Source organism: Mycobacterium sp. 1245499.0 (assembly GCF_001673615.1).
GTDB classification, from domain to species: Bacteria; Actinomycetota; Actinomycetes; order Mycobacteriales; family Mycobacteriaceae; genus Mycobacterium; species Mycobacterium europaeum_A.
In genome coordinates this window covers 1-17837 of record NZ_LZMG01000217.1, presented here as the reverse complement: position 1 = coordinate 17837, position 17837 = coordinate 1, and the positions used below count along the sequence as shown (strand labels likewise).

14 protein-coding genes are annotated in these 17837 nt (G+C 68.7%); 2 read left to right on the top strand and 12 right to left on the bottom strand.

What is annotated here, in order from left to right; translation table 11 throughout:
- The coding region (locus tag A5646_RS12405; RefSeq protein ID WP_156765255.1) for a cutinase family protein at nt 1-283 on the top strand (283 nt) is incomplete at its 5' end.
- A gap of 12 nt (nt 284-295) precedes the next feature.
- On the opposite strand, the gene A5646_RS29420 is transcribed toward A5646_RS12405, so the two are convergent.
- From A5646_RS29420 to A5646_RS12345, 12 genes are all read right to left on the bottom strand, one after another.
- Complete coding sequence (locus A5646_RS29420) at nt 296-1270, bottom strand: sensor domain-containing protein (RefSeq protein WP_067021910.1); 975 nt, start codon at nt 1268-1270, stop codon at nt 296-298.
- A 4-nt stretch (nt 1271-1274) separates the two neighbouring features.
- Nucleotides 1275-2234: a sensor domain-containing protein gene (locus A5646_RS28960; protein WP_066882310.1), complete on the bottom strand. Its 960-nt coding sequence runs from the start codon at nt 2232-2234 to the stop codon at nt 1275-1277.
- A 4-nt stretch (nt 2235-2238) separates the two neighbouring features.
- Complete coding sequence (locus tag A5646_RS12390) at nt 2239-3246, bottom strand: sensor domain-containing protein (RefSeq protein WP_066882308.1); 1008 nt, start codon at nt 3244-3246, stop codon at nt 2239-2241.
- A gap of 12 nt (nt 3247-3258) precedes the next feature.
- Nucleotides 3259-4254, bottom strand: a complete 996-nt coding sequence (locus A5646_RS30245; protein WP_067021909.1) for a sensor domain-containing protein — start codon at nt 4252-4254, stop codon at nt 3259-3261.
- A gap of 3 nt (nt 4255-4257) precedes the next feature.
- A complete protein-coding gene (locus A5646_RS12380) occupies nt 4258-5217 on the bottom strand; it encodes a sensor domain-containing protein (RefSeq protein ID WP_067021908.1) in 960 nt (319 codons plus the stop codon).
- Between the two features lies 1 nt (nt 5218).
- Nucleotides 5219-6100 carry a sensor domain-containing protein gene (locus A5646_RS12375; protein ID WP_197505178.1) on the bottom strand — a complete coding sequence of 294 codons (882 nt, stop codon included), beginning with the start codon at nt 6098-6100 and terminating at the stop codon, nt 5219-5221.
- A gap of 113 nt (nt 6101-6213) precedes the next feature.
- Nucleotides 6214-7368: a hypothetical protein gene (locus A5646_RS12370; protein WP_067021913.1), complete on the bottom strand. Its 1155-nt coding sequence runs from the start codon at nt 7366-7368 to the stop codon at nt 6214-6216.
- 23 nt (nt 7369-7391) lie between these two features.
- A complete protein-coding gene (locus tag A5646_RS12365) occupies nt 7392-8324 on the bottom strand; it encodes a hypothetical protein (protein WP_067021915.1) in 933 nt (310 codons plus the stop codon).
- On the bottom strand, nt 8324-10813 hold the full coding sequence (locus A5646_RS12360; protein ID WP_067021906.1) for a hypothetical protein: 2490 nt from the start codon (nt 10811-10813) through the stop codon (nt 8324-8326). Before A5646_RS12360 ends, A5646_RS12365 begins: the two co-directional genes overlap by 1 nt.
- Complete coding sequence (locus A5646_RS12355; RefSeq protein ID WP_067021905.1) at nt 10810-12852, bottom strand: hypothetical protein; 2043 nt, start codon at nt 12850-12852, stop codon at nt 10810-10812. Before A5646_RS12355 ends, A5646_RS12360 begins: the two co-directional genes overlap by 4 nt.
- A gap of 1 nt (nt 12853) precedes the next feature.
- Nucleotides 12854-15505, bottom strand: coding sequence for a hypothetical protein (locus A5646_RS12350; protein WP_067021904.1), 2652 nt, complete (start codon nt 15503-15505; stop codon nt 12854-12856).
- A gap of 2 nt (nt 15506-15507) precedes the next feature.
- Complete coding sequence (locus A5646_RS12345) at nt 15508-17646, bottom strand: hypothetical protein (protein WP_231997906.1); 2139 nt, start codon at nt 17644-17646, stop codon at nt 15508-15510.
- Here A5646_RS12345 and A5646_RS12340 point away from each other — a divergent pair.
- Nucleotides 17645-17837 (top strand): hypothetical protein (locus tag A5646_RS12340; protein ID WP_231997905.1); only part of this gene is annotated, 193 nt, incomplete at its 3' end. The two genes, A5646_RS12345 and A5646_RS12340, sit on opposite strands and share 2 nt — an antisense overlap.

Sequence of the window (17837 nt, the reverse complement as noted above, 5' to 3'; positions counted from 1 at the left end):
CAACCACGTCTCCTCGGTGGTGCTGTTCGGCATGCCCAACGTGCGGGCGATGAACTTCCTCAACGAACCGCCCGTGGAAATCGGCCCGCTGTATCAGGACAAGACCATCAAGGTGTGCGCCACCGAGGACCCGGTCTGTTCCGACGGCCTCAACTTCGCCGCACACAACACCTACGCCGACGACGGCACGATGATCGACAAGGGAGTCGCCTTCGCCTCCAGCCACCTGGGCCTGGGTGGTCCGGCTCCGGTCGCGGCGCCTCCGGCCGGCTTCGGCGGCTGAGTAGCCGGCCGGCTAGCCGGGGATCCGGCCCAGGATCAGGTTCGTCAGGGCCATCGTGGCGTGCTGGCTGCGATCGGTACTGTCGGTCGAGCACATAACCGTTCGGACCGTCACGTTGGCTTTAGCCGCGGCCCCCTGAACGCAAAATATGCGTATCGAGGTTTGGGACAGAGCCGCCAGAATGGTGATGCCGTTGCCCCCGTCAAAGGGCGGGTTCATGACCACGGGGTACGGCGTTTCGCCGTCCGGCGCATTCACGTTCAGCGTCGCCCCGCCGCACTGACGCATAATTGCTAGAAATTTGGTCAGCTGCGCCTGCGCCGCGGCGGCATCATGCAATACGGCGACCGCTTGACCGGCGACCCAAGGGTGGTAGACGTCATGATAGTCGTGGAAATCTGACTTCGCGAACCCCGCGAGGGCTGAAAGGTCATAGCCTTCCGGACCACCGACATCCATCACGGCCCAGCATTCCGGGCGGTCGAGATTACCTCGCTGCGGGTCTGGCTCAGGTTTGTGAATGGCTCGGCCAGCCTCCATGGCCGGATCACCGGTGAAGTTTTTGATGTCCTCGAGATTCGCCAAGAGTCCGTCAACATCGGCTGGCGCGACGGTCGGCGCTGAAGGTTGCGTCGTGGTGGTGAGCTGCGCCGTGGTCGCGGGCGTCGCGGCCCGAGTCGCGTCGGGCAGCGTCGCGCGGACGATCACCGCGACCACCGCCGCGGTGATGAACACGTACGACAGCGTCACGCCCACCAGAGCGCGATCGCGGCCACGCTCGCCCGTGCGCCGCATCTGCGCCAATCCCACGTGGCCCAGGATGAGACCGGCCGGGGCGAAGACGAACGCGAACACCACCGACAACGTCGCCAACACATTGACCTCAGCACGCGGCGGGCCCGGCGGTGGCGGCTGGTGTTGCGGGCCGGGCGGTGCGGCACCGAACGGGTTCGGGTGAAAGGGGCTGGCGCCAAAGGGATTTGACATGCGGCTAACCCGGGATTTTGTTGAGGATGAAGTTGGTGACCGCGAGGGCAGTTTGCCGGCTGCGGTCGGTATTGCTGGTGGCCCACACCCCTACGTCGATGACCACGTTGGTTTTAGCGGCGATCGCGCGGACACCGAAGACGCGAATCGGGGTGTCTGACACGTTGTCCATGGTCGTGATGCCGTTGCCCGCATCGGCGGGCAACGTCATGGAGGCCGGGTATGCCTTGCCGCTACTGCGTGTCTCATTGACCGTTAAGCCCCCGCATCGCTGCCAGATGGATCGCAGGTTGGCGAGCTGTGTCTGCGCCGCCGCGGCGTCGCGATACGCCGCGACCCCTTCCCCTACGCTCCATTGATTGAGGGGTTCGTTGGTGTCGAGGAAGTTGGACTCGGAATAGCCGCTGATGAGTGACAGGTCGTAGACCGAGGGCTCGCCGGAACGAAACGCCCCGAAACACTCCGGTCGGTCGATCGTAGTCGCCTGCGGGTCGAGCGTGGGCCGATGGTATGTCGTATAGACCGTCAATGTCGGGTCGCCCGTGAACCTTTTGGCGTCGTCGAGAGTCGGCAGCAGCCCGTCGAGATCGGCCGGCGCGACGGTGGGCGGCGGTGGCTTCGTGGTGGTGGTTGGTGGCGCGGCTTGGATTGACCTCGCGTCAGGCATGACCGCCCCGACGATCAACGCAACCACCAATGCGGTGATGAACACATACGACAACGTCACCCCGACCAAGGCGCGGTCGCGACCACGCTGTGCGCTGTGGCGAATCTGCGCTAATGCCAAGTGGCCCAGGATGAGACCGGCCGGGGCGAAGACGAACGCGAACACCACCGAGAGCGTCGCCAACACGTTCGCCTCGTCGCGCGCCGGTGGGACCGGCGGTCGCGGCGGGTGTTGCGGACCTGGCGGACCTCCGAACGGGTTCGGTTGAAATGGGCTGGCGCCAAAAGGATTCGTCATGTGTTCAGCTTGGAATCTTGTTGAGGATGAAGTTGGCGATATCGAGTGCGGCCTGCTGGCCGCGGTCGGTGTCCACCAGTACGACATTGATGTCAACGACCACATTGTTTTTGGCGGCAATCGCTCGGTCGTTGCGCGACCGCAGCACCGGGCCCTGGGTGGTCAAAACCATGACGGTGATGCCGTTTCCGGCATCGGAGGGAACACCCATCGAGACCGCGACCGGCGCCGCCTGCTTGCCCGGAGGCGGAAGGATGTTCATCGTCGACCCGCCACATTTGCGCCATATCGACACCAGATTCGCCAGCTGCCGTTGCGCGGCCGGCGGGTCCCGGAAGGACATGAGCGCCTGCCCCGCTTCCTTGAGTGCGGGTATGTCGTGGTCGTCGACCAGCACCAACCCGTAGTAACCCACGAGGGCCTGCGTGTCGGAGTTCGGAGCGCCGCCCCCCATGACCGGCCAGCACTCGGGGCGATCCACCGACGCGCTGTCGGAATCCGGGCCTGGCCTGAACGTCGGTGGCAAGGCAACGAGGTTGGGGTCCCCGACGAACCTTTTGACGTCGTCGATCGTCGGCAGCAGCGCGGGCAGGCCCGTCGGGGTGACCATGGACGACGGCGGGGACGAGCCTGCACCGGTCGAGGCTGGCGCGCTGGTGCCTGACGCCGTCCGAGATGAGCCGTCGTCGGACTGGGTCGCCCACGCCACCACGCCCACCACCGTCAGCGTGATGACCGCATACGACAGCATCAAGCCGACGATCGCGCGATCACGCCCGCGTTCACCGGAACGGCGTATCTGCGCCAGGCCCAGGTGGCCCAGGACCGCTCCGGCGGGCGCGAAAACGAACGCGAACACGACCGATAACGTCGCGAAGACGTTGGCGCGCCGCCGCTGCGGTGGCGGCGCAGTGTAGATGGGCGGCCCCGGCGGCATTCCCCCGTATGGGACACCACCGTACGGGGTTTGGCCGAAGGCATTAGGGCCGAATGGATTCTGCGGTTGGTTCATCGATGGGTCCTGTCAGCCCGGGATTTTGCCGAGTGTGTAGTTGACAACGTCCACTGCCGCCTGGTGCGCGCGATCGACGGCGGCGGCGCTCGCCCGCACCTCGATGAACACATTGTTCTTGACGGCCATGGCCAACACAAAACGCACCGGCTGTCCCTGAGCATGGGCATCGATGGTGGTAATGCCCCCGCCGGAATCCGCAGGCACACCGACCGAAAACGACACGACTCGACCACTGTCGGCATAGGTCAATTTCACGGTCGAGCCGCCGCATCGCTGCCATACCGACCGCAGATCACCCAACTGCTTTTGCGCCGTAGCCGGATCCTGCATGGCAGCCACGGATTGCACGGATCCCCTTGGGCCGCCCCCATTCTGGAGGTCGAAAAATCCCGACATGGCGACACCCAGCGGGGTCACCGTGTAGGCGTCCGGGATGCCGATGGCGATCGTGGCCGCACATTCGGGCCGGTCATACGCCCCATCTTTGGGACTGAGCGGGGTGAGTTGGTGGACCGGGTCCTCGCCCTTGAGATTCGGATCTCCGGTGATGTTCCTGACGTCGTCGAGGCTGGGCAGCAATCCGTCCAGATTTGCGGGCGCGACGGTAGGCGGTGGGGGCGGCGTCGTGGTGGTCGCCGTCGTCGTCGCGCTGGGAGCGGTCGTCGTGCTTGGTCCGGCACGGTGCGTCGGTGGACTGCCGGCCTGAGTCAACCCGACGGCCAATGCGACGACCGCCACCGCGATGAAGACGTACGAGAGCGTGACCCCTACCAGGGCACGATCGCGACCGCGCTGGCCGGTGCGCCGGATCTGTGAAAGTCCTACGTGCCCCAGAATCGCGCCGAGGGGTGCGAATACGAACGCGAACACCACCGACAACGTCGCCAGGACATTCGCCTCGTCACGCGGTGCGGACGGCGGCAGCGGCGGTGGCTGACCTTGCGTCGGCAACGAACCGCCGAATGGACTGGGCCCAAATGGGTTGCCCTGCCAGGGGTTGGTCATGGTTCAGCCCGGAATCTTGTCGAGGATCTGGTTGGCGACGGCCGTGGCGGTCTGGCGGGCACGGTCCACGTCGTTGCCGGTGTAGGACACCAGCAGATCGATCACGACGTTGGCCTTCGCGGCGATCGCATGCACCGACAGGTCATCGCGCGCCGCGGCTTCGATGGTGGTGATGCCGTTGCCGGCATCGATCGGCTCGTTGAGCGAGAACGCCACGGTGCTCTTATTGAGGAACGTGATCTTCACCGGCAGGCCGCCGCACTGGCGCCACGCCGACGACATCTTCGCAAGTTGCGCTTGCGCCGCGGCCGAATCCGGAAACGCCGCGATGGCAGCGTCAATCGACCTCGTGTTGGCTGGGTCATCCCGGTCGGCGAAGACCGGCATGTAGTAGTTGACGAGGGCTCCGACGTTGTACAGGTCCGGCACGCCGGCATATAGAGCGCCGCGGCATTCCGGACGGTCGGTGGTTTGTCCGCCGGCCGCGAGATCTTCGGGCCGGCGCAGGATCACCGCCTGTATCAGCTTGTCGTCACCGGTGATGGCTTTGGCGTCGGCGAGAGTGGGCACCAGCCGTGCCAGATCGGACGGCGTGACCGCGGGGCCAGCGGGCGGGGAAGCCGTGGTGGGTGCGGCGGTGCGGGCGGCAGGGCTGTCGGGCCGGGTGAGCCACACCACCAAAACGGCCGCCACGACGGCGATCACCACGTACGACAGCACCGTCCCCACCAACGCACGGTCCCGGCCGCGCTGACCGGTGCGCCGGATCTGCCGAAGCCCCAGGTGCCCCAGCACCGCCCCGACGGGGGCGAACACGAACGCGAACACCACCGACAACGTCGCCAACGCGTTGACCGGCGGGCGGTCCGGAGGTGGCACCGGCGCCGCATACACCGGAGGCCCGGGCGGGACACTCCCGAACGGCGTGCCGCCAAACGGGTTGTGCTCGAACGGGTTCGTCATATCAGCCCGGGATCCTGTTCAGAATCCGATTGGCGACATCCAGCGCGGTTCCCCTCGCACGGTCTACGCCGTTGCCGGTGTAGGTCACCAGCAGATCCATGACGACGTTGGCTTTGGCGGCGATCGCATGCACATTCAACGCCCAGGGGGTTGTTATTTCGAGGGTGGTGATGCCGTTTCCAACGTCGGTAGGTCGACTCACCGAGAACGTAAAAGTCTTGTCAGGCTTATCGGCTTTGACCGAAGTACCGCCACATTGGCGAAATACGGAAAGAAGATTTTGCAGTTGTGTTTGCGCCGTCGCGTCATCAAAGAATGCTGCTACGGCTGGATCCATCGCGATGACATTGGCCGGATCGCCCAGCTTTGCGTATCTCGGCATGTAAAAACCGAGGAGGGTATTGCCCTTGTAGGCTTCCGGCGCGGCGACTTCGAGGGCTCCTCGGCACTCCGGTCGGTCGAGGGTCTCTTCAGCTTGATGCGGCGCGTGCTCCTCTCCGTCGAACGCCAGCGTTTGATCACCAGTAATGGTTTTGGCATCGTCGAGGCTCGGTATCAGCCCAGGTAAGTCCGAAGGCGAGACCGCCGGGGGCGCGACGGTTGGGTGCGCGGTAGTGGTAGTGGTAGTGCTGGGTGCGGCGCTCTGGCGTGGGCTGCTGTCGGGCCGCGTGAGCCACACCACCAAAACGCCGACCACCACTGCGATCACCACGTACGACAGCACCGTCCCCACCAACGCACGGTCCCGGCCGCGCTGACCGGTGCGCCGGATCTGCCGAAGCCCCAGGTGCCCCAGCACCGCCCCGACGGGGGCGAACACGAACGCGAACACCACCGACAACGTCGCCAACGCGTTGACCGGCGGGCGGTCCGGAGGTGGCACCGGCGCCGCATACACCGGAGGCCCGGACGGGACACTTCCGAACGGCGTAGCGCCAAACGGATTGTGCTCGAATGGGTTCTGAGGTGGGGTGGTCATGTTCGCCGCGCCGAAACCTAGAGCACGCCGAAACTCGAGGTGACCCAACGGACCGGGTCGACGCACCGGAACGGCGCGATGCCCCGGGCGTGCAGTCGCTGCCCGCTCGGTGGCTGGCCGAGGGCCGAGACGACGAAGAAGCGGTGCCTCAGCCGCCTTGGGGTGGATGGGTTTTCGACGCCGGCGATGATGGATCCGGCGTTGAGCCGCGTCAGCAGGCTACGCACCTCTTCGTGCAGCAATTGACCGTCGTTGTCGTCATAGAGCACCGAATCCGAGGGATCACGCAGATACGCGGCGCCCGCGTTGGACATCACCATGCTCCACTCGGAGCCATCGACGTCGCGCAGCGCCCGCAGCGCGTCGAACTTCGACAAGATGACCGCCAGCCGTGGTTCGCCGGATCCGATGGCCATCATCACGTTGTTGAGCACGCCGCCCGGGTCTCCCCCGCTCACCATCTGCGGGGGCAGCAGGTCTTGGAGCTGATCCCGAATCGATTGCACCCGAAGCGGATCGAACATGAAGAACACGGCCTCGGCATTGCTGAAGAACCGAAACGGCGGCGAATGCAGGTTTCCGGACTCCATGTCCTCGCCGGCGACGTCGCGCAGCACCAGATAACGCTGCACCCCGTGCCAGGTGCCCAGGCTGAAAATCAGTGGCTCACGCTGCGTGGACGTCTGGGTCATTATCGTCGGTGTCGGCGGGATCAGGCCGCGCTGCACGAACAGCGGTGTCTCGTAATGGGTTGTGTAGGCGACGGCCGTCGAGCGCGTCGCGGGCGCCATCGCGAATCCGAGGTGTTCGCACAACAGCTGCAGTTGGCGAACCAGCACGGCGACGTAGAGGCTCTTGCCGGTCGCGCGGGCCCCCGCCATCGCAATGCAGTACGCCTGGCCTTCGCGCCATCGATCGGGCAGCGTGAAGTGGCACACCGGGCAGATCTCGAGGACGGGACCGCGCAGCGCCTGGGCGGCGATGTTCGGCGGCGGCGGGCCGTTGTACCCGGGCGGACGATCCCACCGGAACATCGGCCCGATGTCGGCCTTCGCTCCCAGGAACGCCGAGCCGACCTCGTCGTGATAGCGGGGTGCACCACTGGTGGGCGCCAGTGTCCACAAGTGGTGGTCGGGATCCAAAAGCGCAAAGCACCGTGGGCATTTGGTCAAAATCGCCGGGATTGCGGGCGCGGTCATGTGAGGGCCCGAACAAGCCCGGCGGTGATGTCATCGAGCACCTGCGGATGCGCGAGCAGTTCCGCGGCCGCGTCTTGCCCCGAGCGCGGCGCCGGCAGCCGCGGTCCGGCGACCCGGCGGTCATCGGACAGGGTGATCAACGCGAAGCCGCGCTGCACGCCGCTGACCGGGAAGTCCGAACAGGCCACGGTGGCGATGTCGGTGCGCAGCCGCGACCAGCGCGCGCCCGCCGACCATCGCGGCTGTAGCTTGCGCACCGCTTCGGCGAGCCCCGCACCCGGCCCGGCGGCGTCGTTTTCCGCAGCGATCTTGGTGACGTCGGCTCCGACGAGCACCGCGGCCACGTCGCGGATTCCGAGGGCGTCGGCTACCCCCACCGCCACGTCGGTGGCCGCCGCCGCGCTGCCATCGGCGAACCAGGGGCGCATCGACGCCGAACCGTTCAGTGCGACAACGAGTTCGGCGTGGGCCTGCTTGCGGTCCCGGCCGATGAGACGCCGTGCCGAGGTGCGGGCCGCGGCCGCCAGCGGGCTCAGCGCCGTGTCGGCCGCGGCGGTCACGGAGACCTCGATGTGGTGGCCGGCCGGGCGCAGTTCGGCGAACACCACCGCGGTGTCGCCGCTGACGTCCACCGGGTCGAACAGCACCTGGACGGGGTCGGCATCGTCGGGCACATCGTGGGCGATCGCGAGATGCACGACCGTGCCGGCGCCGAATTGTGTTGTGAAGGCGGGGCGCACGGCGATGGTGACGGGACCGGTCAGCGACGGCAGGACGACATGCTGGGGGCTGGAGCGCACCACGGCCTGACCCGGCGCGCCCTGTATGTCGAGGGCGGCGTCGTGTACCGCACCGCTGATCGAGACCGACAGCGGCCCGACGGGTATGTGGGCGCGCTGATTACGTGCGGTCAGGGCGTAGATCGGCATCAGGGGTTCCTCCACATCGGAGCCGGCGGGGTAGCCAGCGGCGCTTGCCCGTCGGAGCGGCGGGCCAGCATGGCGCTCAGCAGCTTCCGGTATCGCCGCGGCGGCGCTGCCTCGTTGCTGCCGGCCATCCGCATCATCGTCGCGAGCACCGCCTCCTGGTTGTCTTCGCTGAACTGCCGGCCTAAGGTCAGTGCGGCGGCGGCCGAGGCCAGCACAGCATCGACGGCATCCGCCGGTTCGGCGGCGTCGGTGCGCAACAGGCTGGCCGCCAACACCTCTGTGGCCGTGACGATTTCGGCATCGGCGAGGGCGACCAGTTGCTCGGCGGCGGCCCCGGCCACCGCGCGATCGGCGGCCAGTTGAGCCGCGAGCACGGGGCGTGGCTGTCCGGCGATCACGCCCAGGGCCGCCAGCACCGTCACCCGCGCAGCGCAGTCGGCGTGCACCCGCCCAGGGCCGATCTCACCCAACGCCGTATCCCACAGCCCGCAGTACGCCCGCTGATGGGTGCTGATGTAGCCGCGCTGCACCCAGGACGCCGGGCTCACCGCGCGCAGCGCGGCACTTGCCACCGCGAGGTCATCGTTGTTGGCGGCGGTGATCTCGTCGGCCAGCCGCAGCAACGACTCACTGTCCGGTGCCCCCAGCAGCGTCGGCAACAGCGCCGCGGTGCTCAACGCGGCTCCGCCCGCCGCCAGCAATTGCGCCGGATCCCACACGTGACGGGCCGCCAGCTCGTCGCGGTATGGGGATCCGTTCGCCGCGAACCACCACAGCTCGGCGAAGCTGTCCGCGTCACTCGGATGGCGCTCGGCGCGCATGCCGCACACCGCCGCGCGGGTCCACGTCGCATCCCACGGCTGCGCGGCCAGCAGCTCGCCCGGCGTGGGCATGCTGGATCCGTCGGCGAACCAGTCCAGCACGGTGTCGCTGATCGCCGACGCGCCTTCCCAATTCAGACGCAGCGTCGCGGCGGCCGCGGCGAGCCGGGTTTCCGGGCCAAGCCGATGCGTCAGCCGTCGGGCCAGCGTGGGCCCCGCGTGCGGGTCGGCCAGCTGGGCCGCGACCCGATCGGTGAGGGCCTGCGTCAGGCGGTCGTCGGCGACGCCCGCCCGCAGCAGCAGATCGACCAGCTTGAGCAGTCGTTGCGGGTCACCGGTGGCGCCGGTCCGCTGCAAAGCCGGCCCGAGGGCGGCCGTCAGCGGCTCCGGAACCGGACGGCCGTGATAGGTGTTGCGGCCCAACGGAATCGGACCCAGTTGATCCAGCCAGGTGGCGTCGTCGATCGCCCGGCACAGGTAGGTCAGCGTGGCGTGCTCGCCGGCAAAGCCAGGTAGGTGCTCTTCGACTGCCTTCCAGGCATCGGATGTAGTCTGGCCGACGAGCGCCGAAAGCGCCTCGTCGACAAGGCGTTCGGTCGGTGATCCGGGGGCGATGCCCGCCGGCGAGTGCGCGGTGATGATCGCGTTCGCTTCGGGATGGGCGGCGGAGAAATCCTCGTCGGCGGCGATCGTGACGGCCAGGGGCCAGGCCGGGTGCAGGTCTCGATCCTGGGTTTGTGCGGCGCGGTGGTCGAGTTCATCGAGCACCGCGAGGGCTGACTGCGGGTCGAGCAGCACTTCCTGTGCCATCACCGACCAGGCGGTGACCTCGATCGCCTGGCCGGCAGCGGTCCGATGCGGATCGCCACCCAGCTCCCCGAGCGATAGCGTCGCGGTCTCGTCGATGACCACGAAACCGGTTGGGACCGTGTCCAAGTCAGCGATGGGCACCGCGGCCAGGTGCGCGATGGCGTGCTGCGCCGGACCGAGCTGGTCGGCGCGATCGAAGGTGCTGAAGTTCAGGGTGGCCGCGGTTCCCGGCGACATGAGGAAACTCACCAGGCCGATCCACTGCGCGGCCGAGTCAACGGAGACCGCGCCCAACACCACGGGTGCGCCCCCGTCGAGCGCGGCCGCCACCGCGTCCAGCAATCCGAGCAGGGTGCCCACCCGCCAGGTGCTGGTGTCCAGGGCGAACGCGATCGCGGTTTCTCGGGTGACGACTTGCGCCGCGCCCGGCGGATCACCGGGCAAGGTGGCCCGAGCGACGGCCGCCGCACCGAACGGACGTAACCACGCCGGCGAGCCCCACCGCTGGATTGGTCGCAGCCGCGGCGCCGAATCCGGTGCCCTGTCCAGCAATACGTGCGCGAACACGTTGCCCGGCCGCCCGGTGCTATCTGCACCCGCGGCGACGGTGTGCCAGTAGCCCGCCGCATCGCTGGCCCATCGGCGGTACTCGAGGCGCCGCGGCGCCGCGTCCAGCTGTTCCGGAGTGGGATAGTCGGGCAGCGGCGTCACCGGCCGAAAGGCGGTGCGCACACCCGACGCCAAGCGCTGGGTTTCCTCCGCCGACAGCTCCCCGACGGTCTGCTTGACCTGCCAGCCCCCCGCGCCTCCCGGCTGGTCGAAGCTCGTGTAGGCGAGTTGGCCGTAGCGCGGCGTCATGGTGCGCCCACGCTGAGGCGGAGGCTGTGCACGGGCGGGTCCAGGAGCGCGATGGTGCGCAGCCGCGCCGCCGAGGGCGTGTTGACGAACAACCTGATCCATCCGCGCCGGCCCCGCAGATCGACGGCCCACGGCTCGGCGGTTCCCGCGGTGGTCAACGCCGACCACCGCAGTTCCTTGGACGGCGTGGCCGCCAAGCCACCCTGCGCGTCCAGCGGTGCGGCATCGAGCGCCTCGCCATCGGTGGGCGACAACGGAATTCGATCCGGGTGGTTGATCAGCACGAACGCCGGCGACCCGGGCACGTCGTATTCGGACCGCATATAGATGGTGGCGTGCGACGGTTGCCCCGCCGGGTCGCGGCTCAACTGCACCGCGTATTGCAGCCGCAGCAGGCCGGCGTACTCGATGCTGCGGACGGGCCCGATGGCGCGGCGGCCGGCGGAGAAGGCCACCGGCGCCAGATGCAGGGAACACCCGCTCACCGGGAGCTTGCCGTTGGGCAGTTGCAGGCCGCCGTACTTTTCGTATTGCTCGACGGTGATTTCGTAGGACGTGCCGGTCAGCCCGTTGCGCGGGTCGTAGCCCTTGGGCGCCAGGTACACCACGACGACGGCGGCGCCTTGCGGCCAGTCGAATGTCAGGACCTGCTTGTTGCAGTACTCGGCCAGTTCGACGTCGCGGATGGCTCCGGTGCGTACCGAGCAGAAGGTCTTGCCCAGCAACGCACGTCCCGCCAGCACGGTGACCGGGGTGAAGTAGGCGCGACTCCAGTCCGTCGGCCAGGACACCCCCGACATCATCGACCGCGGCCGTCCATCGGGGCCTGGCTGCTCGCTAATCGGTTGTGTCAAGCGCAAATCCGGGGTCAGCCCGATCTGCTCGAGCGCCGCCTCGGGCAAGTCGTTGGCCTCGGCCCCGGCCGCCGGACCGGTCTGGCTGCGATAGATCACCACTTCACCCGCGGCCGGCGGCTTCCAGGTAAGTTCGAAGCCCTCGGCCGACCCCGGTGCCGACGTCACCATCAGGTCGGTGACCGGTGTCAGGACGGCGGCGATTTCGACGTCGGCCTCCACCGCCGCCGCCAGCCGCAGCACGCCGTTGACCGGGACGGCCGCCCGAATCCGGTACAGGTAATGGCGGCCGGGAGCCGGGTCGGAGTCGACGAATCCCGCCCGATTGTCACGGTCGAGCAGGATCCGATGCTGGGGACCCTCACGACCGGCTTCCTCGACCGGCAACCGGGACACAAATACGGCGCTCACCGCCGACGGCACTGTCCAGCTGCCGATGACCTTGCCGTTGTCCTGTCGAACGACGCAATCGCGCACCGGGCTGACCGCGACACCCTCGGCGTGCTTGATGGGTTGCGCCGCAAGCGCTTCCGCGCGGGTCGCACCGACGTTCGCCCAGACCTGGTAGTAGCGCACCGCCGCGGCCGAGGGCAGCGGGTCGGCCGCGGTGGTCGCGGTGGTGGCCGCCACCAGCCGGGCCCGATCCGGAGAATACGGCGCGTTGTCCTCCTGAGCGACCAGCCGGTAGATCACCACGGCCTCGCCGCCCGCCAGGTACGGCGTCCAGGCCAGCTCGCGGCCGTCGGCGTCGTCGCGGGATGGTCTGACGGTGACCGCGGCCAGTGGGCCGGTCTGTTCGCCGAAGGTGTAGGCGGCGAAATCGCTTGGGCTCAGCGGTGGTTGGTCACCCGCCCCGCCGTCGGCCAGTGTCGCGGCGCCGGTCGTTGCACCGTCGGGTTCCACCGCGGACAGGCTTCCCGGGCGGTGATGGCGGCCCGGCGATGCTTCCGAGTCCACCTCGGCCAGCACGGCCGCCAGCTCCTCGGCATAGTCGGCGACCGATCCGGGCAGCATCGCCCGAATCTGTTCCACGTCAGTGCGTCCGGAACGCAGTATCAGCCGCAGGTGGGTTTCCTTGAACCCCGCCTTGGACACCGCCCCGGAGTCGATGAGGCGTTGGCGCCACGCGATCAGGGCGTTCAGACGGGGGTCGTCGGCGTCGCCGGAGTGCTGTGGATCGGGCATGCTAGAACACCAAATCCCCGCCGGGCGGTGCGTCGCGGTGCTCGGTGTGCGTGATCACCGCGGTCTTCTCCGTTTCGAATCCCGACGCGGCCGCCAGCGGCACCTCGAACAGGGTGAAGTCATAGGGCGCCAGGCCGTCGCTGGCCTGCACCACCGTCGCCCGGAAACCCAGGCCGGGCCGGGCGATTGTGGCGGTATCGATGGCTACCGCGCAGCGGCCCGCGGTCATCGCCGCGTCGGTGAACACCGAGCCATCGAAGGGGGCGGCTTGTCCCGGCCGGTGGTCGACCACCCCGGCCGCGAACTGCTCGGAGCCCACGTGCTGGCCCATCGCGGGCGCCAACACCGCACCGGTGAGCGCCGTGCCCACCCGGTCATCCTCGGCGAACATCTGCTCGACACGCTGCCACAGGGCGTCGGCGCCGGTGGAATGCACCTGCCCGGAAGCCACCGCCGCCGACCACTGATCCAGACCCGAGGACGTCCGGAAACCCGGCATGCGATAGAGCATTTCGGGGTCCTCGCGCAGTCGGCCCGCCGCCTGGGTGACCATCTCCTGCCACGGCTTGGTCAGCCAGCCGAGCGCGTAGAGGCGGCGCTGGATGGCGTGTGCCGCGTCGTCGGCACGCTCCGCGCCGGGATCGGCGACCCCGACCTGTGCGCAGCGTGGTAGGCCGTCGGAAATCAGTGGTGCGGCCGAGCGCCCCGCCGGAGCGGGCCCGAAGGGCGCGCGCAGCACCGGCCCCAGCACGCGACACCAGGACAGGTATTGGCCGTAGGCGGTGGACAGGCGGCTGACATCCTGCAGGGCGGTCTGCAGATTCGCCTGCATCATCTCGAGTTGATTCTGTTGCGATTTCCGCAGATTCATCAAGGTGAACATGTCGCGCTGGGCGAACAGGAACAGCGTCAGCGACACCGCGATGTAGAGGCCGAGCAGTATGCCGCAGGTGATCAACGTGTACTTCCAGCCGGTGAACCCGGCGACCGCGACTCCGACCAGGACGACCAGCACTCCCAGCGTCGCCCAGGTCAGCGTGGCCAGGATGGTGCCGATGGCCTGTTGGCGGGCGCGCACCTTCTCGTCGATCGAGATCTCGCTGGCCGCCCGCTGGATCTGTTCGGCGATCTGCGCCACCTCGGTGCGGGCCCGCCCGAGGAAGTCGGCCAGGATCGATCCCGCCTGCCAGGCATAGCTTTTCGACGCGTGCTGCTGCCAGCGCTCCAGCTCGGTCGACGCCCCGCGGGCCTCCACGCCCGCGGCGGGATCGGAGTAGGCGCGTTGCAGCCGCTGGCGCAGATCGGCGGCGCCGAGCACGTCGGCCGGCTCCAGGTCGGTGACGCCGATCACCGCGGCCAGCGATGTCGGGATGGCCGTGAACCGATCCGCGCGACTGGGTACGACGTCGGCGGCGTTGGCCAGCACACCGACGCCCGCGCCCACCTGGATCGGGTCGAGCCCCTTGGCGCGGCGCCCGCCGTCGGCAAGGGTCAGCGCGCCGTTGACGAAGTCGATCCACAGCGGGCTGAGATCCTGGTGCGCCAGTTGCGCGTTGGCCGCGGATCCGCCGATCGCCGCGTTGAGCGTGTCGGCGCTGCGGCCGAGGTCCTGCCAGTCGGCGAGCTGACTGCTGGTGACCACCGAGAACGCGGATTCGCGGCCGCCGAACACGGTGCCCTGCACCGTCGAGGCCAACACCGCCGATACCGACCCCTTGACCGCCGACAGCCACGCCGACGGGGCGTTACGCAGGGCCCCGCCCATGAAACGCAGGAACATCTTGAGCGCCGCCCAGATCGAAATGGCCTGCGTGGCAACGTCGTCGGCGCCCATCCGTGGGCCGCGGAGCACGTCGCGGTGTTTGGTCCACAGCGCGCGGGCCATCGTCTGGGTGGCCGCCGAAACGTCCTCGACGTAGAGCACGGGCACCTGGCCGCCGTGCGGCAGCGGCAGCCGTCCGGCCGGATCGAACAGTCGCGCGCGCAGCCGACGTTCCACGTCGGCGGTGTCTAGGCTGCGGTAGAACGCGCGCACCGCACGCAACGTCTGGCCCGGCAGGATCTCCACACTGTCGAAGGGGGTCTGCTGCACGTCGGCCCACAATCCGGCCACCGCGGCGACCACCGGCGCGGCACGCTGGGCCAGATCCAGCGGTTCGGCCAGGTGTCCCCACGGCACCGCGCCCAGCCCGGGCGCCGGCGAATCCTCCGGTGCGATCAGCAGGTTGTGCCAGCCCTCCACGACCACCGACGCGCTGAGCTGACTGGCTCCGGCCCGCCCACTGGTGAGCAACATCCGCAGCAGGGTCATCCTCGCTCCCCTGGCGGTACTGCGCACCACCTGTTCGACGAACTGCTCGGCGGCCAGGGGCGCCCGCTGATCCGCCGGAGCTTCGAGCGGAACCAACACCGCCACCCGGACCCGATCGTAGGGCTTGGCGGTCAATACCTGCTGCAGCACAACGGTTTCCGACCGCCCGTCGCGGACCATCGTCGCCGTGGTGGCGGGCCCGCGCGCGTCGCCGGCATCCACCCAGACGAAGACGCCCAGCAGTCCCGCGGCGGAGTAATCGCACAGGACACCGAGCAGCTCGTCGGTATGCAGGTGAGGCGAGACGATCACCGTGAGGGCGTTGTCACTGGATACCACCATGGTCAGAACGTCCCGCCTTCGGGAATCACCACGGGCGCACCGCCGTCGAGCACCGGACCGCCCGCCGCCGCGCCGGCCGCCAGCGCCTCGGCCTCGTGCTGGATCAGGTTGATCAGCGCACCGGTCGCCGCGTAGACGTCGGGCGCCAGGTCGCGGAACATCGGCGTGTTCGACGCCGTGGTGCGCGTCGGCACCGTGGTGAACGCCCCGCCGGGGGTGGCCCCGGCCATGTCCGCCGGAAGATACTGCGCCGCAACGTCGCGGATGGTGGTCAGCCACTCGATCGCCGCCGCGGCGCGTGCGTCGGCGGTCTGGGCCTCGGCGATCCCGGGCACCCGGGACTGCACGCCGGTTGTGCTCGAGATCCCTTGCAGGAATTCACGCAGCAGCCCCTGGGCGGACAGCGCGACGATGCCGCTCGCGGGGTCTTGCGAATGCGCGTCGTAGAGCTCGCGCAGCACGCTGTAGGGCCGCAGCGATCGCATCACCGGCGGCTCGTGCGATTGCGCGATCGCCAGCAGGATCGATTCCAGCACCGCGGGCAACCAGTCGTAGGGGGCATGGAACGCCGACGGCGGCGTCAGCAGCGGGTTCGGGAAGTTCAGCCACTGCCCGCTGTCGGCGTCGTAGATCCGCACCGGCTCGGTGAACGGCGACGCCGGGATCTGGATGCGGCCCAGCAGCTGACCGACGAACCAGCCGCCGGTCATGGTGCGCCGCTGCTCATCGGTCATCGGCAGGGACGCCGAAAGCGGCCGGGAGCGACGGTATTTCCAGAAGGCGCCCCGCCCGGGCCCCGCGGTCTGCGCCCACTGCTGGGCGGCGGGCTTGAGCACCGAGTCGAACGCCAGCGGCGAATAGTTCGGATACGAGCCGAAGATGTCGATGCGGGTCACGCTGTCCTCGTCGGACAGCGAACGCCCGTAGTTGTCCTTCGTCGCCTGGTCGATGCGCGGATTGTTGCGGATGACCTCGAACAGTTCCCGGTCGACGGGTTGACCGGCGAAGGGAATCTCGGAGAACTTGTAGCGGTACTCGGTCTGCTGACCGGGGTGCACCCGCTGCAGGGCCTGGTCGTTGACGCTGGCCAGCGGTCGCGCCAGCGACAGCGCCTCGGCGAATTTGGTGGCGATGTCGCGGCGGCGCGCCACCAGTTCGGACTCCGAGGCGCCCGCGCCCTGCACGTAGTCGCGCAGCGACACCTTGCAGAATTCCGCGAACGACTCCCCGGGCCGCTCGACGTACAGCCGGGCCCGGCGCAGCAATTCGACTGGGCGGGTATGGATGTCGAACTGCGCGATCGAGGGCACCCGGGCGCGGCCGGTCTCGGGGTCGGTGCCCAGCGCGCGGGTGACCCAGGTGGCGGTGCGCTCAATCAACCCACCGGGTGCGGCCACACCGCCGGTGGTCTGCCACTCGCCCAGGATCACCCGCGCGGTCGCCTCCTCGATGGCCGACTGCAGCGGGATCATCGCGTTGGCGCCGGCCACCGCCTTGGGCAGATCGGCCTCGTAGCGTCCCTTGAAGGCGGTCGAATTGATCAGCAGCACTTCATTGTTCGCTTCGGCGAACCGGCTGGGCACCAGCTCGTCGGCGTCCGCCGGCCAGGCCGCGTACTGATCGGTGGCCAGGCGGGCCAGCCCGACGTCGGTGGGCGGCTCCGAGCGGGCGATCTCCAGCTGAATCATGGCCTCGCTGAGCCGATCCCGCAGCGGCACCAGCAGTTCCACACCCACCACGCGCATCACGTCGGCGATGCGGGCGGCCGCGTCGGCGAACAGCTGACGGCGCACCGTCGCGCGGAATCCGTCCACCACGGCCGCCACCACCTGGTCGGTGTTCGTCATCACCCCGTGCAGGGACCTCAGTCCGGCATCCACCTGCGGCGAGATCGCCACGATGTCGGGCGGGCCCATGTTGCCCAGCTGCGCAACCCCGGCGGTCAGCTGGTCGTCGATGTGGCGGCGCAGCTGGTCGACCACTTCACGCGCAAAGGGCAGCCCCAGCGACGCGATGGCCGCGCCGACCACCTTTTCGAGCCGGTTGGCGAAGTCCTGGTGCCACTGAAAAGCCATGGCGTAGGCCGCATCCGCGCACGCCCGGATCAACTCGGCGCGCCGGTTCTGCACGGCTTGGCGCATGATCGGCACCGAAGCCTTCACCGCCGACGCCGTCGCCGCCACGGTCAACGGTCTGATCGACCGTCAGCTGCGCAACCACCTGCCGAACCCGGAAGGCGTCGCGGCCGAACAGTGGGTGCCGATCATGCGCCAAGCCGTGCAGAACCGGCGCGCCGAGTTGATCCGGGCGTGCGCGGATGCGGCCTACGCCA